Origin of the sequence: Enterococcus gallinarum, assembly GCF_021496385.1 — a bacterium.
GTDB classification, from domain to species: Bacteria; Bacillota; Bacilli; order Lactobacillales; family Enterococcaceae; genus Enterococcus_D; species Enterococcus_D gallinarum.
The window spans coordinates 231,487-254,680 of record NZ_CP050816.1; the positions used below are offsets into that span (position 1 = coordinate 231,487).

At 41.3% G+C, this 23,194-nt stretch carries 19 protein-coding genes; 3 read left to right on the top strand and 16 right to left on the bottom strand.

What is annotated here, in order from left to right; genetic code table 11:
• Positions 1-9: 9 nt before the first annotated feature.
• From HED61_RS01020 to metG, 9 genes are all read right to left on the bottom strand, one after another.
• On the bottom strand, positions 10-1,293 hold the full coding sequence (locus tag HED61_RS01020; protein ID WP_219645403.1) for an ABC transporter substrate-binding protein: 1,284 nt from the start codon (positions 1,291-1,293) through the stop codon (positions 10-12).
• 21 nt (positions 1,294-1,314) lie between these two features.
• Entirely contained in the window at positions 1,315-2,607 is a 1,293-nt protein-coding gene (locus tag HED61_RS01025) for an MBL fold metallo-hydrolase (protein WP_103300331.1), read from the bottom strand.
• A complete protein-coding gene (locus tag HED61_RS01030) occupies positions 2,591-3,409 on the bottom strand; it encodes a carbohydrate ABC transporter permease (protein ID WP_041119808.1) in 819 nt (272 codons plus the stop codon). The genes HED61_RS01025 and HED61_RS01030 overlap by 17 nt, the downstream gene beginning before the upstream one ends.
• Before the next feature lies 1 nt (position 3,410).
• Positions 3,411-4,292: a carbohydrate ABC transporter permease gene (locus tag HED61_RS01035; RefSeq protein ID WP_029487291.1), complete on the bottom strand. Its 882-nt coding sequence runs from the start codon at positions 4,290-4,292 to the stop codon at positions 3,411-3,413.
• Entirely contained in the window at positions 4,292-5,365 is a 1,074-nt protein-coding gene (locus tag HED61_RS01040; RefSeq protein WP_081131448.1) for an ABC transporter ATP-binding protein, read from the bottom strand. The genes HED61_RS01035 and HED61_RS01040 overlap by 1 nt, the downstream gene beginning before the upstream one ends.
• Before the next feature lie 468 nt (positions 5,366-5,833).
• Entirely contained in the window at positions 5,834-7,342 is a 1,509-nt protein-coding gene (gene abc-f / locus HED61_RS01045; RefSeq protein WP_156248043.1) for a ribosomal protection-like ABC-F family protein, read from the bottom strand.
• A gap of 516 nt (positions 7,343-7,858) precedes the next feature.
• Positions 7,859-8,287, bottom strand: coding sequence for a hypothetical protein (locus HED61_RS01050; RefSeq protein WP_003128588.1), 429 nt, complete (start codon positions 8,285-8,287; stop codon positions 7,859-7,861).
• 174 nt (positions 8,288-8,461) lie between these two features.
• On the bottom strand, positions 8,462-11,140 hold the full coding sequence (locus HED61_RS01055) for a cation-translocating P-type ATPase (protein WP_176333059.1): 2,679 nt from the start codon (positions 11,138-11,140) through the stop codon (positions 8,462-8,464).
• Between the two features lie 264 nt (positions 11,141-11,404).
• Entirely contained in the window at positions 11,405-13,411 is a 2,007-nt protein-coding gene (gene metG / locus HED61_RS01060) for a methionine--tRNA ligase (protein WP_003128586.1), read from the bottom strand.
• 184 nt (positions 13,412-13,595) lie between these two features.
• Between metG and HED61_RS01065 the strand changes: the two genes are divergently transcribed.
• Together HED61_RS01065 and HED61_RS01070 are read left to right on the top strand one after the other, a co-directional pair.
• A complete protein-coding gene (locus tag HED61_RS01065) occupies positions 13,596-13,865 on the top strand; it encodes a hypothetical protein (RefSeq protein ID WP_005472766.1) in 270 nt (89 codons plus the stop codon).
• Between the two features lie 45 nt (positions 13,866-13,910).
• On the top strand, positions 13,911-14,741 hold the full coding sequence (locus HED61_RS01070; protein WP_219645404.1) for an NUDIX domain-containing protein: 831 nt from the start codon (positions 13,911-13,913) through the stop codon (positions 14,739-14,741).
• A gap of 198 nt (positions 14,742-14,939) precedes the next feature.
• On the opposite strand, the gene HED61_RS01075 is transcribed toward HED61_RS01070, so the two are convergent.
• From HED61_RS01075 to opp3b, 5 genes are read right to left on the bottom strand one after another with little or no spacing between them, the layout of a single operon-like run.
• A complete protein-coding gene (locus HED61_RS01075; RefSeq protein WP_003128583.1) occupies positions 14,940-15,977 on the bottom strand; it encodes an RNA-guided endonuclease TnpB family protein in 1,038 nt (345 codons plus the stop codon).
• A 16-nt stretch (positions 15,978-15,993) separates the two neighbouring features.
• Positions 15,994-16,929 carry an ABC transporter ATP-binding protein gene (locus HED61_RS01080; RefSeq protein ID WP_103300329.1) on the bottom strand — a complete coding sequence of 312 codons (936 nt, stop codon included), beginning with the start codon at positions 16,927-16,929 and terminating at the stop codon, positions 15,994-15,996.
• 14 nt (positions 16,930-16,943) lie between these two features.
• On the bottom strand, positions 16,944-17,996 hold the full coding sequence (locus HED61_RS01085; protein WP_029487296.1) for an ABC transporter ATP-binding protein: 1,053 nt from the start codon (positions 17,994-17,996) through the stop codon (positions 16,944-16,946).
• Positions 17,996-19,033 carry an oligopeptide ABC transporter permease gene (gene opp3C / locus HED61_RS01090; protein ID WP_003128579.1) on the bottom strand — a complete coding sequence of 346 codons (1,038 nt, stop codon included), beginning with the start codon at positions 19,031-19,033 and terminating at the stop codon, positions 17,996-17,998. Before opp3C ends, HED61_RS01085 begins: the two co-directional genes overlap by 1 nt.
• Positions 19,033-19,974: an oligopeptide ABC transporter permease gene (gene opp3b, locus HED61_RS01095; protein ID WP_003128578.1), complete on the bottom strand. Its 942-nt coding sequence runs from the start codon at positions 19,972-19,974 to the stop codon at positions 19,033-19,035. Before opp3b ends, opp3C begins: the two co-directional genes overlap by 1 nt.
• An 82-nt stretch (positions 19,975-20,056) precedes the next feature.
• On the opposite strand from opp3b, the gene HED61_RS01100 reads away from it, so the two are divergent.
• Positions 20,057-20,392, top strand: a complete 336-nt coding sequence (locus tag HED61_RS01100; RefSeq protein ID WP_003128577.1) for a DUF3899 domain-containing protein — start codon at positions 20,057-20,059, stop codon at positions 20,390-20,392.
• A 233-nt stretch (positions 20,393-20,625) separates the two neighbouring features.
• On the opposite strand, the gene HED61_RS01105 is transcribed toward HED61_RS01100, so the two are convergent.
• Together HED61_RS01105 and HED61_RS01110 are read right to left on the bottom strand one after the other, a co-directional pair.
• Entirely contained in the window at positions 20,626-22,287 is a 1,662-nt protein-coding gene (locus HED61_RS01105; RefSeq protein WP_103300328.1) for a peptide ABC transporter substrate-binding protein, read from the bottom strand.
• Between the two features lie 482 nt (positions 22,288-22,769).
• Complete coding sequence (locus HED61_RS01110) at positions 22,770-23,093, bottom strand: hypothetical protein (RefSeq protein ID WP_021149088.1); 324 nt, start codon at positions 23,091-23,093, stop codon at positions 22,770-22,772.
• Between the last annotated feature and the right edge of the window lie 101 nt (positions 23,094-23,194).

The window sequence follows — 23,194 nt, forward strand, 5'->3', positions numbered from 1 at the left end:
CGAGCAGAACTATTGATTCCAAACATCCTCAAGTTGTGGAATGGAATCTTTAATCAATTTGTCGGTATCTTTGTCAGTATTCGACAAAATATTCTCCATGATGGAACGAACTTCATTGTAAGCTGAGTCTGCATTTTCAATTACTGGGATCGAGAAAAGTTCTTTTGTTGCTTCACTTAACTCAGAAGCAACTTTCGTATCTGGATTGTTCTTGTATTCATCACTATCTAAAACAGATTGAACAACTGGCATGTATCCTGTTGAAACTGCCCATTCTAATTGTGACTCAGGAGAAGTCAAAAACTTCATGTATTCAAAAGCAGCGGTACGTTCCTCTGGAGATGCACTTGTGAACATATATAAGTCTGTTCCTTGTTGTAGATTGATTTTTTCTGGGCGGGCAGAGACACCATATTCAAATTTGCCTTCGGTGTCTTTTTTGACATATCCTTCTCCAGCAATCGAGCCGATGAACATCGCAACTTGTTCGTTTGCGAATGGTCCTGAAAGATATTGATCGGATCCAGCAATACGGAAGTAGCCGTCTTTCACACCTTTCGCATAATAATTGATGACTTCTTTCGATTCATCGCTGTCTAGCTGTAAATCCTTGTTAAAATCAACACCTTTGTTTTTCATGCCAATAGCATAGTAGTTATTCAATGAATCAAAGCCAGCACCAACAACGCTGCCATTTGATTTTTCGTAAATTGTTTTTGAAGCTTCTTTTAACTCATCTAATGTTGTCGGTACTTCTACACCATATTCTTTTAAAAGATCTGCATTGTAGAATAACATTTCCGTTGATTTGTTGAAAGGAATACCATATTGGACACCATCAATTTGTGCACCTTCTAATAATGAAGAGCGAATTTCTTCTTGGTCACCCCAACCAATCGTATCATTATCGATATACTCGCCTAAATCAACAAGCATTTCATCTTGAGCTGCATTCCAAAGCCAACCTGGATACGCTTGTGTGATGGTTGGCAAATCTTTTGGTGAAGGTAGTGTCGAATTGATTTTCGCCTGCAGATCGGAGTACTGAGATTGATTTTGCAGTTCTACTTTCACATTTGGGTTTGCTTCCATAAACTCATCTGTCAGTTTCGTCAGTGCTTCTTCTTGTGCACCATTCATTGCATGCCAGAATGTGACAGTAGTATCTTTAGGAACCTCTGTAACGATCTCATCGCTGCCTTTTGCACTGTCATTTGAGCCATTGTTGCCGCATGCCCCTAACACTAAAGTTGCCGCAGCCACTGCTGCAAATGCTAGTTTTTTTGATTTCATTCTTTACTCTCCTCTATCCTTTTATAGTTCTATTTTCTCGCCACGTTCTGGCAATATTCTTTCGCCATACGGATTCACCAGTTTCTCTGGTTTCAAGGTATGGATTGGAACCAATCTTTTTGGTTCGATCCACGCAATAATCTGATCAAGATCCTCAGGAACTGCGTGTCCCGAAACCGGCAGCCGTACAAACTCAATTTCCAGCTTTGCTAACAAAGCGAGAAACTCTTCATAGGCAGGATCAAAAGCCCCCAACGGTTGTGCATCGCTATGGATATACAGACTGCCTGGTTGTAAATTTTCAAAATGGTCAACTGCTTGCCAGACATACTGGCCAGTGTCGACACATAAAGAACGATAATCAATTTCTAGCGCAGGATCTAACTCTGCTAAGGAAGCTCCGCCTTCAACCGTGTAATAGGGAACTTCTCTGTCAAAGATTTCTTTCAGTAATACTGCTTGGTGTGCTTCAAGGACGATCGTTCGAGGACAAGCATCCACCAAAGCTAAAAAGCGCTCTACATTGGCAGGATAGCCGTTGAAAGTGATTTGCCGTTGTGGATTTTTTTCGACCAACTCGACAAAAGCCGCTACCAATTCTTTCTCACTGGCTACTTCGATAGTATCTGGATCGCTTTCTCTTTCAGGAAAACTGATACTGACTCCTTCCATCATCAATAGATCCGTGTGTTTGGCTAACTGACAAAATTCTTTTGTCCGCTCTGGATGATAGCCATGCAACCGCAAATCGCCCGTATAGGCAATAAAGTGATCCGGTGTTCGAATCAGCAATGCCGCGGCACCATAGGCGTCGTGGTCCACAGGAACGATCTCTACTTCGATCTCACCAACTTTGATCACATCGTGGGGTTCCAAGCCAATCATTTCCCGCACAAAGGCAGGGGCTTCATGAGGAGTAGGAATCAAAAAATCACCGGTGCGATTCAATGCTTTTAGGATCGCTTTGGTTTCTTTCAAGGTATACAAAGGGATTGCAGGGTCCAAATAATTGACCATCTTTGAATGATCAAGATGGGCATGAGATAGAAAAACAGCTGTTTCTTGATAGTCCTTTTGTTCTGATCCATGATACGTATAAGACAGACGAGGATCATAGACATTGCGCAATTGCGGGACCCAGCGATGATCCACTAAGGTCTGTAATGCTTCGTCGGGTAATGGCTGCTCTGGGTGATACTCCGAACCAAAATCGAAGAAAATATGGGCATCTTTGTATGCCACTTCGATGACGGTGCCGCCGATCGTGAGAATACCACTGTGAAATGTAACTGTTGTTTTAGCCTTTGATGCCATCTTTTGCCACTCCTTTAATAATCTCTTTTCTAAAAATCAAATAAATGATCAAAATCGGAATGACAGTCAATGTCGCAGCTGCCATCTGCAAATGAACATCGCTACCGCTTTCTGATGTGAAGGCCGCTAGCCCATTGTTCAACAACCGATATTTTTTTTCATTCGTGACTAACAATGGCCACAAGAAAGAATTCCAGCTCGAGATAAAGGTCAAGATGCCAACAGTCACTAGTGCCGGTTTAGACATTGGGATCAATATCCGCCGTATGTAAGCCATATCGCTTGCACCATCGATTTTTGCTGCTTTATAAAAGGTATTCGAAATGCTTTTCAAATAGCCATTCAGGTAATAAATATAAAAGATACTCGTCAGAAAGGGAATAATCAACGCACTGTAAGTATTCAACAACCCCATTTGAGCAATCGTGTTGTAGTTGGTAAAGATGATTGATTCATAAGGAACCATCAATAAGGAAATCATTAGAGCAATCACAAGCCCTTTGAATTTGAATTCCAAACTAGTCAATGCAAAAGCTGCCAGAATAGCAGTAATCAATGTGGCGATAGTCGTGACTGCTGAAACAAAGACTGTATTCAGAAAGTAACGAAGAAATGGTGCTTTGGTAAAGACTTCGGCATAGTTGCTCCATTGAAAGGACTCCGGCAAAATCGTAGGCGGAATACTGGTGGCCTCACTATAAGTCATCAGTCCCGCGAGAATCATATAAATAAACGGAAAAATCGTGATGATCGCTAAGAGCGCCAAAAAAATCAGAGAGATGAGGGTTACGACTTTTTTCATCTTATTCCCCTACTTTCTTTAAAATTTTATTTTGGATAAAGGTCACCGCCAAAATAATAACAAAGAGAATCACAGTCGCAGCCATTGCGATCCCAGGACGGCCCGCAATATGGAATTTGTCATAAATATAATAGACAGCTGTGGTTGCGCTTTTGGCGATACCGGGTTGACCACCAAACAAGGCATAGACTTGTGTATAGACTTTAAAGGCACTGATGATATTAACGGTCAACAAGAAGGCAAATGTCGGAATCAACTGCGGAAAAGTAATCTTGCGAAAAATCTCCCAGTTATTGGCGCCAAACATTTTTGCGATCTTATAATGTTCTTTGTCAATGTTACGCATCCCTGCTAAGAGAATAATAATATTGAAGGCCAAACTGCTCCAAATCCCAAAAATGATCAGTGTCGGCATACTCATATTGACATTATCCAGCCAATTGACGGCGGGAATCCCCACTAAGCCCAGCAAGTAGTTGATGATCCCATAAGACCCATTAAAGAAATAGCGAAACACGATCCCAATGGCGATGGTACTGGTGACATACGGCATAAAGAAGATCGTCTCAAAAAAGCTCTTATGTTTCACCTTTTCAAAGATGATCCAAGCGATCGCTAGTGAAATCACTAATGCAATAGGAACCACAGCGAATGCAAACCAAGCTGTATTCTTTAGCGCCTTGAAAAACACTGGATCCGTCAGCACTTTTTGGTAGTTTTCTAATCCGGCATATCGCTGATTGATCAATGATCCTTTTTGAAAACTCATAAACAATGAACGAAATAATGGATACACACTAAAGAGCAAAATAATGACTAGTGAGGGCAATAAGAACAGCCAAGCTTTGGGTTGATTTTCGGGATTATAATTTTTCTTGAACATCAATAAACTCGCTCCCCTTTTTCATCAAAGATGAACGCTTTTTTGTAATTGAAGTCAAAAGCTAAGTGTGCTCCTTCTTCAATGATTTCTTCGATGCTAACGATCGATTTAACGTGGATGTCAGCCAGATCAAAGTTCAAGATCCGTTCACGACCAATTAGTTCAACACTTTTTATCTCGGTATTGAATAATGGTGTTTGGGTCGTCGTTAACACATCTTCTGGACGGATCCCTAAAGTATAATGACCATCTGTCAACGGTTTCTTGAAGCGGATATCCACGAAGCACTCTGTAGGGATCGTGAATTCTGGATGATGCATGACACCATCTGTCACTTCCACTGGCAAGATATTGATAATTGGGTTTCCGATAAACTTTGCAACGAATAAATTATTGGGTTCTAAATAAAGATTTTGCGGATCATCATTTTGCTGGATCACGCCTTCATTCATCAAAATGATTTTGTCACTGATAGACAACGCTTCTTCTTGGTCATGAGTCACAAAAATCGTCGTGATCCCAACTTCTTTGACTAAGCGACGAATCTCCTCGCGAATCTTTAAACGCAAACGCGCATCTAAATTACTCAATGGTTCATCCAGCAATAGTACTTCAGGATTTTGGACTAACGCACGAGTGATGGCAACCCGCTGTTGCTGCCCACCAGACAATGTACCAGGTTTTTTATCCTTCAATTCTTCAATATTGGTCAGCTGCATATATTTTTCAGCAATTTGCTGCGCTTCGTTTTTCTTGATTTTTTTATCACCAACAGTCAGTGGAAACATGACATTTTCTAAAACGGTCATATGAGGATACAAGGCATAATTTTGAAAAACAAAGCCGATATTGCGATCCTTTGGCTCCGTTTTCACCACGGAATTTCCGTTAAAGCGGATATCCCCATCTGTCGGACTCAACAATCCAGCGATCAAATTCAAAATCGTTGACTTCCCACAGCCACTAGGCCCAAGTAAACAAACAAGATCGCCCTTCTCGATCGTAAAATCCACCGCTTTCAAAGCTTCAAACTTGTTGTCAAAGACCTTCTTCAACCCAACTACTTCTATCAAAAAAAGAACCTCCATTATTTTTCTCTTTGCCGCTTTTGTTCGACCAGCAAGATAGGAACACAAAAACAGCTGAATTCTTACAGGCTGTTGTCAAACGCTCAAAGAAATTCGATTTTTATGATAACAAATGAATATTTTTATTCGGTACTGTTATTGTAAATCTTTTGTAAAACCCTTTGGTAATTATGATAGAAATTTTAATTAACTAGCAGAACGATGAGAAAAAAATGAGATTGTTGAACGACAGAATATTGCATTGTAAGGCTTTTTTTCTTGCAAAATAAATAAAAAATCCAGCTAAAATAAATAAAAAAAGAAAAAACAGGCACCCATTTATTATTTTTTATCTAGACCACTCAAATCAAAAAAACAGACTAACGATCAAAATAGGGTAGCTTTCTCAAAAACCCACCACTTTAAAATAACAAAACCGGGATAAGATTTTAAAAAATCCTATCCCGGTTCGATTTATGGACGCGCTAGATCTGTATGTCCAAGCAAAAATTGTTGTGTAGACACTTGATCCAGAAAATGGCGATCATGTTCAATGATCAACATCGTCGGTTGGACAAGTTGGATCACTTCAGCTAACTGATTCTGATTAAAGACATCCAGATAATTCAAGGGTTCATCCCAGATAAACAGCTCAGCAGGGGTTGCCAACGATTTTGCCAATTCCACACGCTTACGCTGCCCCATACTCATATCTTCGATTCGGGTCTGAAAGACATTTCGCTCCACGCCCAATTTCTTCAGATTATTCAACAATTCTTGATAATCCAATCGGTGGGATTCAGCAAACTCAGTCAAGGTGCCTCGATTATCCTCGTAATTTTGGCGAACACGACTGATGGACAAATGTTGCGGCATCCAAACAGAGCCGGTGACAGTTCCAGTAAAATGACCTAATAGGCCAGCCACTAAACTCGATTTGCCAGAACCATTTGCACCCAAAATACCAATCCGGTCACCAGCTTCGATGGTAAAATTCAACGGATCAAACAACGGTTGCTCATACGTCAATTGCAAATTTTCCACTCGCAGCAAAACTTTGTGATGCGTGGCTTTAACATTCATAGAAAGGGGATCGATATATTCGATGTCTTTCAACAACTGTTCTTTGACTTGTGCTTGATCTTCCATCCGCTTGACGATTGCTTTGGATCGTTTCATCGTTCTGGCTGCCCGAGCACCAATCGCCCCTGTGTCATAGACTGCTCCACTGCCTTTTTTTGTTGGTGATCCCAGTTTATCTCGTTCCCGTCCTCGTGACCATTCTGCTTTTTCGGCAGCCGTTTGCTTTAAACGGCCGATCTCTTTTTTCAGTTTAACATTTTGCTCCTGTTCAAACTGATCTTGCCGTTGCTTTTGTTCTTCGTAAACAGAAAAGTTCCCCTGATAAATCACTAGTCGGCTTTTTTCAATCGATAAAATGTGATCCACCACTTCGTCAACAAAGTGTCGATCATGGCTGACGACGATAAAGCCTTTTTTCCGTTTTAGATAAGCAGCTACATGAGCACGAGCTGTAATGTCTAAATGATTGGTGGGTTCATCGATCAACGGAAAGTGTTCCTCATCGATGAACAGTAGTGCAAGTAAAACTTTGGTTTGTTCCCCACCAGACAATGTCTCAAATGGACGCCAGAGGACATCTGGATCCAACTGAAGCAAATTTAACTCTCGCTCGATCTGCCATTGCTCAAAGTCACACAGATCTTGTAATGTATCATAGGTTAGTTGTTGCGGATCTGCCACTGGTTGAGGAAAGTAAACGAATGCTTGCTGATGGGTGATAGTCCCGCTATAAGGCAATTGGTCTTGCAGTAATTTGAGTAAAGTAGTTTTCCCCCGACCATTTCGACCGATCAAACCTAATTTCCACTGGGTATCGATCACCAAATCAGCTTGATCGAACAGCAGATGATTCTGAGTATCGAAGCCAAAACTTAATTGATCTATTTTTATATTTGACATTTTTGTACCTCCTGTCTATCTCTAGACAAAAACCGCGCCTATTTTCAGGTCAGGTTCCAGAAAAGTACACAAAAAGACCCTCCAGAAAAACACACCAATCCTGAAAATCTGCACACTGCTCCCTAGAGAACATGATTCTATGCAGCTTCCAACAAATTGGTTAGTTTTTCAATGGAGGATCCCTCATTTCGTTTATAAGTTGTTTTCAGTATAGCATCTACCGCGAAAAACCGCAATTGGCGATACTTGTTTTTAGATTAGCAGTGAAACGATACTAACAAACTGTTAGGTAAATTTATTCACAATGTCTTTTGCAGTTATTTTATTATTTTGAGTAAAAAAACATTTATAAAAATAAAAAAACCATCAGGTTGGTTAGTCCTGATGGCAAAAGGAGTAAAATGAAAAATAAAAAGGTTGTTGGTTGTGAATTCATTATACATCCACCATCATCATTTTACATAAGAATAACATAACATTTAAATTAAATAACTCTCGTTTAAGAAACGAACTTTATCATTTTTTTAACAAGAGAGCTGTCATCCGCTGAATTGCAAAAGAGATTTCATCAGTGGCTTCGTCTTGTTTTTTCTCTGACGCATCGAAAGCTTCCCGATCGACCCCATCAGCAATACTTAGAATCATTTCTTCACAGCCAGCAACATACTTCGTATATGCTCGTTCAAATTTTTTGTGGATCCCCATGACCGTTGCAGGCGGGCGTAATTTAGAGATCTGTTCCAGCATCAAACGATATTTGTCCGTTCCTTTTTTAAAGGACGCTTCGATTGTTTCCAGACGCTCTGGTGATAGTTCAGATTCCTTTTTTTTATCGAGAGCCTGACGAATCTCTTCATAATTCGGATTCATGGTTTCCCCGATTTTCTCTGTCTCTTTCACTAGATCATTGATTGTTTGTACATAAAAACCTAAATTCGGTCGCACGATTCATTCCCCTACTTTCTTCTTAGCTATCTTTTATTTTACCGTTTATTGCCAAAAATGAAAAGGTCGGCAAAAGCAGATTGTTCATTCGCTCCTATTATTCATTTACGACGATTGGTGTGAACAAAAACCGCAGTCAGAATACTCTGCCTGCGGAATAAATTTAGAGACTGCTTATTTTTTGCCCATTGCACGTTGGACAGCTTTAACGATCTCAACGATCGGGATGATCGCGAAGGATGCACCTAGAACGATTCCCCATTGATAGAGATCTAAATGAGCCACTCGGAAGATGTCATTTAATCCAGGAACAACAATGATGACCATCATCAATGCAAAGGAAAGCAAGATTGCCCAGTTAAAGGTTTTGTTGCGGAAAGGTCCCACTTTGAATAATGATTGGTAAACAGACTTAACGTTAAAGGCATGGAACAGTTGCATCAATCCTAGTGTAGCAAACGCCATTGTCAATGCATCCGCATGGATTGCATCATAGGTATCGTGTACCGGCCATTGAATTGCTGACCAGTAGACGAACAAGACCGTTGCAGCTTCCAAGATCCCTTGATAGATGATACTGCTCATGACTCCACCAGAGAAGAAGTTCGAATTCCGGCCACGAGGGGCATGCTTCATCAAATCTTTCTCAGCTGGCTCCATTCCCAATGCGATTGCAGGGAAAGTATCTGTTACAAGGTTGATCCACAACAGATGGATCGGCAACAGTGTATCCCAGCCCCATAAGGTAGCTAAGAACAATGTCAAAACTTCACCTAAGTTAGCCGCTAACAAATATTGGATCGCTTTTTGGATGTTTGAGAAAACTTTGCGTCCTTCTTCAACAGCCACAACGATTGTTGCGAAGTTATCATCAGCCAGAACCATATCCGAAGCACCCTTAGATACTTCAGTCCCAGTGATTCCCATACCAACACCGATATCAGCTTGTTTCAGTGCTGGCGCATCATTGACACCATCACCTGTCATAGCGACGACTTTGCCTTCATGTTGCCATGCTTTCACGATCCGAACTTTATGTTCAGGTGAAACCCGTGCATAAACCGAGTAATGAGTCACTTTTTGTGCAAACTCCTCATCACTCATTTTGTTCAATTCAGCACCCGTCAATACAGCTGCGTCATCACCAGGCTTGATGATTCCTAGACGTCCAGCGATTGCTTCTGCTGTGTCTCGGTGGTCTCCTGTGATCATGATTGGACGAATACCAGCTTCTTTAGCTACTCGCACAGCATCGGCTGCTTCAGCCCGTTCAGGGTCGATCATCCCTACAAGACCAGCAAAGACTAGATCATTTTCTACGATTTCTGATTCCAAGTTTTCTGGTACTGCATCTACATACTTGTATGCCATTCCCAAGACACGAAGCGCTTGTTTGGCCATATCTGTATTGTTGAACAAGATTTTTTGTTTTTCTTCTTCAGTCATTGGTACTTCTTGTCCGTTCAACAAGACTTTTGACGCACGTCCCAATAAGACATCAGGCGCGCCTTTCACTGCAACTAAGTAACGACCATCTTCTTGTTCATGGATCGTACTCATCAATTTACGATCCGAATCAAATGGCAGATCCGCTACACGAGGTTCTGCACTCACTTGATCTTTCACGTGGAAGCCTTGATCCATCCCGAATTGAACAAGTGCTGTTTCAGTAGGATCACCAATCAAGTTGCCTTCCTCACCGAACTTAGTATCATTCGCGAAGTTCATGACTTTCAGAGCCATTGTATCCAATGGAATGTCTTCAGAAGCAGCATGTTGCTTGTCATTGACATAAAGTTTTTCAACTGTCATTTGGTTTAGTGTCAATGTACCTGTTTTATCTGATGCGATGATGTCTGTCGCACCCAATGTTTCTACTGCCGGTAATTTACGAATAACAGCGTTTCGTTTGGCCATGACTTGCGTGCCTAGTGCTAAGATGATCGTTACGATCGCTGGCAATCCTTCTGGAATCGCAGCAACCGCAAGAGAGATTGATGTCAGCAACATGTCGACCCAAGAAGTATTATTGAAGATCGTACCAACAAAGAACATAATTACGGCGATCACGATGATGGCGATCGTCAAGAATTTACCAAGTTCATTCAAGTTACGTTTCAACGGCGTTTCCGTTTCTTCGGCTCTTGCTAACATACCAGCGATCTTACCGACTTCTGTCGCCATCCCTGTATTGACAACGACCCCTTTTCCCCGTCCATAAGTCACATTACTGTTGGAGTAAGCCATATTGACACGATCACCGATCCCAACATCTTTTGCATCGATCACAGTCAATTCTTTTTCTACGGGTACCGATTCACCAGTTAATGCCGCTTCTTCGATTTTCAAAGAACTAGCTTCTAATAAGCGTAAATCAGCTGGTACCACATCGCCGGCTTCTAAAAGAACGATATCTCCGGGAACCAGTTCATCGCTTTTGATCGTCACCGTGTGCCCATTTCGTAATACATTGGCATTGGGCGTTGACATTTCCCGCAACGCTTCGATGGCTTGTTCGGCCTTCGCTTCTTGAACCACGCCCATGATCGCATTGATAATAACAACGGCTAAAATAATGATTGAATCGACGATTTCATGTGACACGACAGCAGAAATGATCGCAGCGGCTAACAAGACGATGATCATCAAATCTTTGAATTGTTCAAAGAATTTTTGAGCCATCGATTTTTTCTTACCTTCTTCTAATTCATTGGCGCCATATTGTGACAGACGACTTTTGGCTTCGTCATTTGTCAAACCGTTGGCATCGGTTTGCAGCTCTTTCAGAACAGCCTCAGCTTCTTGTGCATAAAAAGCTTGCGAGAGTTGCTCTTTTTTATTCTCTTCAGACATGTTTTTCCTCCTTTATTCTTCTTCCTTCTTTATTGTACATGAAATGAAAAAAAATAGACTCATGTATGCACTAAAACACATACACGAGTCTCACTATTTAAGGCAACACCAGAAATTTCTTTCAGGATGGTGATGTTGCCGCAACGATAAGCTGCCAGTTACTCCCTCATGATCATCTCAATAAAGACCATTATACAAAATGTTTCATTCGGTTGCAATTTCATTTTCTGAAAAAAGAACAGAAATGATTAAATACTGTCTCGCTTAGGCAATGATTGATCCGTTAGGCATTCCCTTTGGAGCTTCAACAATTTTTAATCGTCCTTCGGTATCTTCCGCGGAAAGGATCATCCCTTGACTGATTTGCCCCCGCATCTTACGTGGTTTCAGATTAGCTACGATTACGACTTTCTTACCAATCAAATCTTGCGGCTCTGGATAAAACTCAGCGATTCCTGACAAGATTTGTCGATCTTGATCATCACCCGCAGCTAAGCGAAATTGAAGCAGTTTATCTGCTCCTTTGACTTTTTGACAGTCGATCACTTCAGCTACTTTCAATTCGATCTTGTCGAAATCATCGTATTTGATCTCTGTTTTTTCAGAAGCAAGAACCGTTTCTTCTGGGTTCCATTTGACTGTTTCAGCAGTGCTTTGCGTTCCTTCCGCCATTTTCTTCTGGATATAAGCGACTTCCGTCTCTAATTCCAAACGAGGGAAGATTGGCGTTCCTTTAGCCACTACTTTGGTATCACTAGGAAATTCACCGAACCGCAAGTCTTTCAAGTCCATGGCTTCTGAAGTTAAGCCTAACTGATGGAAAATATTTGCCGGTGTTTCGGTCATGATCGGTTGCAGCAAGATTGCTACGATTCGCAAGCTTTCTGCAAGATGGACCATCACACTGTCTAATTCTGCTTTTTTCTCAGGATCTTTGGCCAATACCCACGGTTGTGTTTCATCGATGTATTTGTTGGCACGAGAGATCAACGTCCATACTTCCGACAATGCAGTACTGAATTCCATCTTGTCCATTGCTTCATGGTAGCGACCTACGACGTTGGCTGCGGTTGTTGACAACTCACTATCGTAAGGAGTTACTTTTGAGGCATATTTAGGAACGATTCCTTCACAATACTTATTGATCATAGCGATAGTGCGGTTTAATAGATTACCCAGGTCATTGGCTAGATCATAGTTTACCCGGGAAACAAAGTCTTCTGGTGTAAAGACGCCGTCACTGCCAAAAGGCACTGCCCGCAGCAAGTAGTAGCGCAAAGCATCCAAGCTATAGCGCTCAACAAGCATCTCTGGATAAACGACATTGCCTTTAGATTTCGACATTTTGCCGTCTTTCATCATCAGCCAACCATGACCGAAGATTTTTTTAGGCAATGGCAAATCTAATGCCATCAGCATGATTGGCCAATAGATCGTATGGAAACGAACGATTTCTTTCCCAACCATATGAACATCTGCCGGCCAGTATTTTTGGAACAATGAATCGTCATCGGAACCATAGCCTAGTGCTGTAATATAGTTTGATAAAGCATCGATCCAAACATAGACCACATGTTCAGGACTCGCCGTTACTGGAATCCCCCACTTGAAAGTTGTTCTGGAGACAGCTAAATCTTCTAAACCTGGCTTGATGAAATTATTGATCATTTCATTCTTACGGGATTCAGGTTGGATAAATTCTGGGTGCTCATCATAATATTGCACCAGACGATCTGCATATTTGCTCATGCGGAAGAAGTACGAAGACTCTTTTACTAATTCTACTTCGTGGCCGCTTGGTGCTTTCCCACCGATCACATGTCCTTCTTCATCACGATAAACTTCTGCCAATTGCGTTTCTGTGAAGTATTCTTCATCAGAGACAGAGTACCAGCCTTCATACTCGCCAAGATAAATATCTCCTTGGTCCAATAATTGTTGAAAGATTTTTTGGACTGCCTTTTTGTGATAGTCGTCCGTTGTCCGGATAAATTTATCGTAGCTGATGTCCAATGTTTTCCACAATTTTTTGACATCGGCAGCCATTTTATCTACATATTCTTGTGGATCAACACCTAGTTCTTCCGCTTTTTTTTCGATTTTTTGCCCGTGTTCATCAACACCAGTCAAATAAAACACATCAAAGCCCATTAGACGTTTATAACGTGCTACTGCGTCGCAAGCTATCGTTGTATAAGAATTTCCGATATGCAATTTGCCGCTTGGATAATAGATTGGCGTCGTAATATAAAATGTTTCTTTTTCAGCCATGGGCGTACGTCCTCCTTTTCACCTGTAAAGTGTATACTAAGGTAGTATACCATAATTTTCTGTGAGTTTTTCCTTTTTTCTTTTGACCAAATTGATGAGATAATTTTACTATCAGCTCCTTTTGGTTTATGAGCTGTTTTTTTGCTATAATAGGAATGAACGTTTGAAAGAGAGGGTTTTTCGCTTGAAAAAACAACAACAGCGCTTCATGATCTTAGCTGTTTTAACGATCATCCATTTGATTTTTTCTAGTTTTTATTTGTATTTTTACGGCTATTTCAATGGGCAAAATCTAGCTAGCTTCTTTGTGGTCATCACATCATTGCTTCGTTATGGGTTCCTGCTATGGATCGCTGTGTGGGGATATTTAGCCATGAAGCACACACAAAAAGCGGCATTCTTCTATTTAGCACTCTTTTTTATCAATTTGATTTTTCCCTATTTTTTTAACTAATCCATCATCATTATTATTTCATCATATCAGGAGTAGGAGACAGGAATGAAAGAATTCACCTCAAAAACAACAGAAAAAGAGTATTATGAAAAAGAAGCTTCTGAAGCAGAATTTTTAACTTGGTATCGCAGTCAGGACCAGCCAAAATATGAGAAGCCTTCTGTGACAGTCGATATGGTCTTGATGTGTTACAACAAAGAAGAAGAAGAACTGAAGATTGCACTGATTCAGCGAAAAGGGCATCCCTTTCGAAATTCTTGGGCTTTACCGGGTGGTTTCGTCAATCCGAATGAGTCAACTGGTCAAAGTGTCATTCGCGAGACGCAAGAAGAGATCGGCGTAACCATCTCAAAGCAAAACATCGAACAACTCCATACCTTCAGCACACCAGGGCGAGACCCGCGGGGCTGGGTCATTACGGTCAGTTATCTCGCTTTTATCGGCGAAGAACCTTTGAGCGCTGGGGATGATGCCAATCAAGTCCGCTGGTTTTCATTAGAGAGAAAGGCGAACCAAATCTTTTTATCTAGTGGCGATGTTGAGATTATCTTGGACCTACTCTCGGGACAATCTGTCGGTAAGGATACATTGGCTTTTGACCATAGCGCGATTATTTTGAAAGCATTTGAACGAGTGGCAAACAAAATGGAACACGAACCACAAGTACTGCTGGTTCTCGGCGAAAGCTTCACGATCACTGAAGCACGTAAAGTCTTCGCTAAATTTTTGGGGATCGATTTTAAATTGATTGACCATTCAAATTTCAAAAAAGCCATGCTTCAATATTTCACGGAAATCGGTGAAAAGCCCGTCGGTATTGGACGACCTTCGAAAATCTATGAATTGAATGCTGATGTGCTTGGCGACAAAATGTAGGCCGTGCAAAGAGGCTGCAACACAAGCAAACAAGAACCGAAACGATAGACGAATCACTTTCAGCTGAGCATAAAGCCAGCGTCTGTGGGTTTGTGTATCGTTTGGGTATTTTTTGTTTTGCCTGACGTCACAGCCTCTTCGCTGGTTAATCATAATTAGTGAGCAGAATTCCTAGAAACAAAAATCCAAAGATTTTTTCTATCCCCTAGGCGATCCCTGGCGCTCCTCCCAGTTCGTTTCACTTTCGATTACACGCAACATTTGCGTCATTTTTTGACACTCTTTGGCCGACAAAGAAATAAATCGGACTTCTTTGCCGTACCACTCTGCTTTGTACGTGATTTTACGAATAAACTGATGCCAGTCGCTGACTGAAAAATTCCCTGTAGATCTACAAGTCTCATCGATCAGCCGTTCCAAAAAAATCGTATCGTATTGTTTGACCAGATGAAAGGTTACTTGATCGATGTATTCTTTTTTTTGATCACGATGCGCTCGATATAGCTGAGAAACTTTTCCTTTTTGTTTTTGATAATTACGAGCATGACTAAGCACCATTTTTTTTCGTTTGACAGCTTTTGCTTTCACATTTAGTTTTCGTTCTGCACGGGCCAGCCTTTGTTGAGATTTGATGGCATTGGTACTGATAAAGGGTAACTGTGCATTGGCCTCTACCAACACTTCTGGATGATAAACCAAGGCAATCTTTCGTTGGTTCTTCGGCAAGGGCTGAATTTCTTCGATGCAAAGAATCGAAATATAAAATTCAGTATTGTTTCTTGCAGAAATCGTCGCCGATTTAATCTGACCATTGATTGGCCGATGACGCTTGACTGCAACGAATGATTTCAATTTAGGCAATTTCAACTGATCATCGACCAAGTAGATCGTATGTTGTTGATTGTTTGTCGTATACGATTGCCAAATATTCTTTTTCGTCTTCAGTTTAGGAAAGCCTGCTCGCTTTTGAAAATAGTTGCGAAAAGCCCGTTCCAAATTGCGCTGGGCGTTGGCCAGTGCCAAACTGTCGGTCTCTTTTAAAAAAGGATACTCTTTTTTTAATTTTGCAGGTGTTAGTTTTTCTTTTTCTGCATTTGTAGTAAGTTCTTCCATCTTTGCTTTTAGCAATTGATTATAGGTGAAGCGTACGCAACCAAACGTTTGGATAAAGAACTGCTTTTGTTCCTCTGTAGGATAGATCCGAAATTTGTATGCTTTTAAAACACTCAGTTTCATCTCCTCCTAAACAGGTCTACCCCTTTTTTTGTGCCAATTTTTTCTGATACTGTGCCGCTTCTTCCTTCGTAGCATAAATAAAATGCCCCTCTGCGATTTCTTCCATGGCACGAGGCTTGTCATCTGTTGGTTCGCTGACGTATTTGATGCGCTTCCGTTCTCGTTCATGATCTGGGTCTGGCAGTGGAATCGCCGACAAGAGACTCTCTGTGTACGGATGGACCCCATAATGATAGATTTCATCACTAGAACCTACTTCCAAAAGTTTACCATTATGCATCACACCGATGCGATCGCTGATATGTTTGACCATTGATAGGTCATGGGCAATGAATAGATAAGTCAGCTTATGTTCTTGCTGTAAATCTTGCAGCAAATTGACGATTTGGGCCTGAATCGAAACATCCAGAGCCGAAATCGGTTCATCACAGATGATGAACTTGGGATCTACCGCTAGTGCTCGGGCAATCCCAATCCGTTGCCGCTGTCCTCCGGAAAATTCGTGGGGATAGCGAGTTCCATGACTTGGGTTTAAACCAACAGTTTTCAACAAATCATCTACGCGCTGGTTGCGTTCCTTTTCGTTTTTTGCCAATCCGTTGATATCGATCCCTTCAGCAATGATATCGCGAACTTTCATTCGAGGATTCAATGATGCATACGGATCTTGGAAAACCATTTGTACTTCTCGACGGAAATCAGCTAAATCTTTTTTGCCTTTGATTTTCATGACATCTTGTCCATCAAACAAGATTTCTCCTGCCGTGGGATGATTCAGTCGAATGACCGTTCGACCAGTCGTTGACTTCCCACTACCGGATTCTCCTACTAGTCCAAAGGTTTCTCCTTCATAGATCTGAAAGGAGATATCATCTACAGCCCTGACTTCGTCTTTGCGGCCGACATTAAAATATTGTTTTAAGTTCTTTACTTCAAGCAACACTTTCTCCAATGGGTTCTCCTCCTTTATACAGATGCCTGTCTAGTTTTTTCTTGGAATTTTTTCCAACGAATCAAGATTTCATCCGGAGGGGTAACCTTAGGAGCTTGCGGAGCTAAAAGCCACGTAGCTGCTTTATGGGTCGGTGAAACATCAAAGAATGGTGGTTGCTGTTCGGCATCGATCTGCAAAGCAAACTCATTTCTAGGATAAAAAGCATCCCCAGTCGGCGGATCCAACAAATCTGGTGGTGAGCCAGGAATCGCATAAAGACGATCCCCCGTCCCCTCCAAGGTAGGCATGGAACCTAACAGCCCCCAAGTGTAAGGATGCTGTGGATTATAGAATATTTCTTCTGCTGTTCCCACCTCTACGATTTTGCCGCCATACATGACGGCTACCCGATCTGCCACGTTTGCTACTACTCCTAAATCATGGGTAATAAAAATGATCGATGAATTGATTTTTTGTTGGATATCTTTCAACAACTCAAGGATTTGGGCTTGAATCGTTACATCCAGTGCCGTAGTCGGCTCATCAGCAATCAGGATCTGTGGATAACAGATTAATGCGATGGCAATGACGATCCGTTGCCGTTGTCCCCCTGAAAATTGATGCGGATAATTTTTCAAACGCTTCTCAGCATTCGGAATCCCTACCAGATTCAAAAGATCCAAGGCTTGTCGGAGTCCTTCTTTTTTACTAAGTTTGTTATGTTTCATCAAAGATTCGGCCACTTGTTTGCCGATGGGCATCGTCGGGTCCAGAGAAGTCATGGGATCTTGGAAGATCATCGCAATTTCTTTTCCGCGAATCTTTTGTAGTTCTTTCTCAGATTTCTTGAGAATATCCGTTCCATTGAATAGGATCTCTCCATTATCTATATTGGCGTTACTAGCTAATAATCCCATGATACTGCGGGTAGTTACTGATTTCCCACTACCGGATTCGCCAACGATCGCTAGTGTTTCGCCTTTGTATAGTTCGAAACTGACATCGCGGATCGCTTGGACTTTCCCTGCAAAGGTATCAAAGGAGATCTCTAAATTTTTCACTTCTAACACTTTTTCCATAGCAATCACTCTTTCATTTTCGGATCAAAGGCATCACGGAGTCCGTCAGCAAGTAAGTTGAATCCGATCATAATGACCGACAACGTAACCGCCGGCACCCACATTTGGTAAGGCAAGAATAAAAAGGTCTTGTACCCGTCGCTCAGTAACATCCCTAGCGATGCTGAAGGCGGCTTTAAGCCCAAACCGATAAAGCTTAGAAAAGCCTCGAAGAAAATCGCTGATGGGATACTGAACATCATTTGGACAATAATCACACTCGAAATATTCGGCAAGATATGCTTCATCGCAATCTTCATACGGCTCTCACCTAATGTCGTAGCAGCTAGCACAAACTCTTGATCTTTTAATTTCATTGTTTGCGCGCGAACGATCCGAGCCATTGGAATCCAGTTGGTGATAGCCATCGCAGCTACGATCGAAAAGATTCCTGGTTTGAAGACGACCAGCATCAAAATCATCACCACTAGATTCGGAATCCCAGAAAGGATCTCTAAGAAACGTTGCATGATATTATCCACTCGTCCCCCTAATAAACCGGAAATCAATCCATAGGTCACGCCAAAGATGATATCTAGCAAAGCGGCAATAAAGGCAATCAATAGCGAGATTCTCGTTCCGACAAATAAACGGCTCAACAGATCCCGTCCTAGTCCGTCGGTTCCTAGTAGATAGTAAGTGCCTTCTGGAACATTGGCAGCAGCATATTTATCAACCAATTCACCACCAACCATTGCATACCCATTTAATCCTGGGAGATTGAGTCCGGGAATTTTGGGAGGCAGATTCGTGAACTTCACGTTTTGCGCAGTAGGGTCATGGGGAGAAACAAAGATCGTAATAATCGAGATTGCAATAATGATCAGCAATAGTACGATCGAAAATACAGCTGCTTTGTTTTTCTTCAAACGGCGCCATGAATCTTGGAAAAAGGTCAGCGATGGCGCAGCAATTGCTTCTCGTTCTTCTTTGGTATTTTTTTGTAACGGCTGAAATTTGGCTGCATCAATGGCAGCTACTTGATTGATTGTTTTCTCTTCCATTAGCCACGGCTCCCTTCTGACACACGGATACGCGGATCAACGATACCATACAAAATATCTACCACTAAAATCACAAATACTAACATGGCAGAGTACAAAATCGTGACTGCCATGATTGTTGGATAATCATTTGTCATGATTGATTTTACGAATTGTTCGCCAATCCCCGGAATCGCAAAAATATTCTCAACAACTAATGAACCCGTCATCAATCCAACGGCTAAAGGTCCTAACAAGGTAAGCAGCGGGATCAAACTGTTCCGCAAACCATGCTTGAAGGCGATCTCCCAGCGGCTCAGCCCTTTGGCACGAGCCAACTCAACGTAATCACTGTGGAGCACCTCGACCATCTCGGTTCGAATAAAGCGGGCAGAGTCTGCCAGTGGCGACATGGCTAATGCGATCGTTGGCAAAATCGTGCTTGCAAAAGTTTCCCATTTGGCGATTGGCAAGACACCTAATTTGATGGCAAAAATGTATTGCAGCAAAACGGCAAAGACAAAGTTCGGAATCGAACGTCCCAAGATCGCTACTAGCGTTGACGTCGTATCAATCCATGTATTTTGTTTCATAGCGGAGATCGTCCCTAAAATGATACCGAAAAAAGTCCCAAAAATAATTGCCTGCAGCCCCAATTGTAAAGAAGGACCAATCCGACCAGATAATAGATTCGCTACCGGTTGATTTTTGAATTGGAATGAAATCCCAAAGTCGCCTTTAACTAAATTCGTCAAGTACAGCCCATATTGAGTAATCATCGGTTTATCTAAACCTGCTTGTTCATTCAATAAGGCAATCTGTTCGGGACTCAGTTTTTCTGCATTGGTATAAGGTGTTCCTGGTAAAAATTGCATTAAGAAAAATGTGATCGTGGCAATCAACCATAAGGTCAATACCATATAGAATATCCGTTTCAATAAATATTTCAAAAAACCGTTCACGCGTCTTCCCCCTAGGTATTTTGACTTCTTATCAATAATTATGTAAATTAAGTAGTACGAATCATTAAAAAGGAGTCAACTTATGCGGATAAAAAAAAGTAGTGGGCTGATCGCCCTCATATGTACCCTTATTTCCATTAGCTGGTTGTTTTTCAAAAAGGAATTGACCCTGTCAACTATCTCGGATGCACTATTTCTTTGGGCTTTATTCTTCTTGATCATCGGCGGTTTTCTTTGGGTCTTTGCCTCTGGCTTCTTTGATCATTTCCAATATTCAATGAAAAAAGCTTTTTCCAAGAATAAAACCGATTACCTTAAACTCTCCGATGTTGGTAAACAAAGCTACGGCTTTTGGCTATGGCCAGGAATTTTTTTACTGCTACTTTCTTTGCTCTTTTTATTAATCAATACTCTTTAATTTAGTAACCTATCGTTTCGTGTCTTTTGTCGACTGCCTTTCTGCTTTAGAAAAAAAAAGCCGGCTGAGACTGTATTCAAGAGAAGATTTCCATACGTGACAAATAGTGAAGCACTTGGCATTTTGGAGAAGCAGCAGCTTCTCCATTTTTGTTATGCCTGTTATTCCAGCTATTCATCGATAATCGTCATCTTGTATCCAGTTACTGTCCCAGCCGCTAGGCATTCAAGTGGTTATTCAATCGATGTCCACTTGTAATCGTATTGTGCGCCTGCTGCATGAGCAACGACACCTTTTACATTTGGTGCACGTAAATGAGCTTCTGCTTTTTGGTAAACTGGGATTACTCCTTGTTCACTCATGATTAGTTTTTCCGCATTGACTAAATCTTCCCAACGCTTTTCTGGGTCATTGACGTTAGTCGTACTTGCCGATTTAATCAAGGCATCATACTCTTCATTGCTCCATTGACCACGGTTATATGAGTTGCCAGTCGTGAATAAGTCTGTAAAACTGCTAGCATCTGCATAGTCAGCTCCCCAACCACCCATCAACATATCAAAGTCTCCAGCGTTGGAACGATCCAAACGAACAGAGAATGGTACGGGGCTTAACGTTACTGTCAAACCATCCAATGTTTTTTGCAATGTATCTTGTACATATTCAATGATTTTCTTCGTAGAATCTGTATCAGAGGCTAAGATATCAAATTCAAGAGAATCGATTCCCAATTCTTCTTTAGCTTTTTCCCAATGCTCTTTGGCTTTGGCCTCATCATATTCTAAAACACTGCCTGCTGATTTAGTAAAATCAGTATTGTCGGATGGGCTAAAGGTCATCCCTTCTGGTACTAGTCCTGTCGAAGCAATTGAGCCGTCCCCTAAAATCGATGTCACTAAAGCGTCACGATCAATGGCATACGAAATTGCTTTACGTAAATTTTCATTGCGGAATGGTGATTTTTCATCGCGTTGATTGACTTCAAAATAATAGGTCGTTGCTTCTGGTTGAGAGACAAACGCTTCATCATTGGCCATTTGCTGTGCAAGTTCCCCTGTAAGAATGACATCATCAGCTTGACCATCTTGGAACAAGTTCAATGCAGTCGCTGATTCTTTAACAACACTCACATTGATGGTTTCTAATTTCACTGTATCTTTATCCCAATACTGATCATTCTTTTCGTATGCCCATTCGGTATCGGTTCCTGGTCCATCAAATCCGGTAAGAACAAAAGGTCCATTATAAACGGCATTGTCGCTCGTTGCCGCATATTGATCCCCGTGTTCTTCAACAACCGCTTGACTTTGTGGGAAGAAAGATGGGAATGCCAGCAAGTAGTCAAAGTAAGGAGTGGCCTTTTCTAATGTGATCTCTAACTCATGATCGCCAACTGCTTTGATTCCTAATTCAGACGGATCTTTCTCTCCGGCTGTGATAGCTTCCGCATTTTTTACTGGTGCGTACAAGTAGGCATACTCTGAAGCCGTCTCAGGCTTGACTGTTCGTTGCCAACCATAGACATAATCAGCTGCTGTTACAGGTTCGCCATTTGACCATTTTGCGTCATCACGCAATTTGATCTTATAAGTCAATCCATCTTCACTGACTTCTGCTTCTTCTGCTGCTCCAGCTGGCTGCGGTTTGCTGTCAGCGTCTAAGCGGTACAACCCCTCATATACATTATTTAGCGCACTGAAACTGATTGTATCTGTCGCAAGGGACAAATCGGCACTTGGCATTTCTTGTTGAACCACAACATTGAATACCTGTTCCGCATTGCTTTCGCTGCTGGCAGCTGATCCGCTGCTTGAATTATTTGAACCACCTGTGGTACAGCCTGCTAAAACTAAGCCGCACACAGCAACCAATCCATATGTCCATTTATTTTTCATCCTGAACTACTCCTTAATTGATTTAATTTTCAGAATAATCGCTCTTTTCTGAAGTTAGATTAGATTTTAATTAATAATTATTAAAAAAGCAATCTTTTTTTGCAATTTTTAGCATTAAAAAACACGATAAAAGACAATAACTTTGAAGAATTTCTACTAAATATTCCTAGAAAACTAATAAATATGCTACTTTCATCTTCTTCTCATTTTTATTTTAAAGACCATTTTTTCTTTTAAAAAAAACAAAAAGAGTTGTGTCATAAGTTACAAAAAACAAGCATATATCCGAACAATCAATGAAAGACACTCACTTTACAGCCGTGTCTTGTCGCTAATCTTGATGATTCTTGCGACCTTCATTTTTGATCATTCGGATATCATTTGTTTTAACTTATGTTCCAACTCTTGACTAGTTTTAAGAAACATCTTAGCCACTATAACTGTCTGTGTCCGTTTTGACAAGCAATGTTCAACTAGAAGACTTAAGAAACTAGCGATTCTCCGCCAGCAGCAACAACTTCGTCTCGCAAAAAGGCAGTCAAACGCTCACCTATTTGTTCATCTGGATGACGGGGATCAACTAAGCTGATCTCTTGCTGCCAGATAGTGTCGCTTTTTTGGAAGGCACTCACAAAGCCGACCAATTGCTCTCCTTCAATAGCTGCAATGACAACTTTATTCGGCTGCAGTAATTCTTCTGCTGTCCGCTGCTCTTTTTGATAGGTAGACGGATAAATTAGAACGGCTAAGTCGATCAGCTGATCACGTAAAATATAATTCTCTCTATCAAATTCAGTAATGATCATGATTTGCCCCCTTCGCATTTCGCGTGTTCCACTAGATGAATTCTATCAATAAATCGATAAAAAGACGAATAAATGACTTTCCGCGCTTCATACTTGCTCGT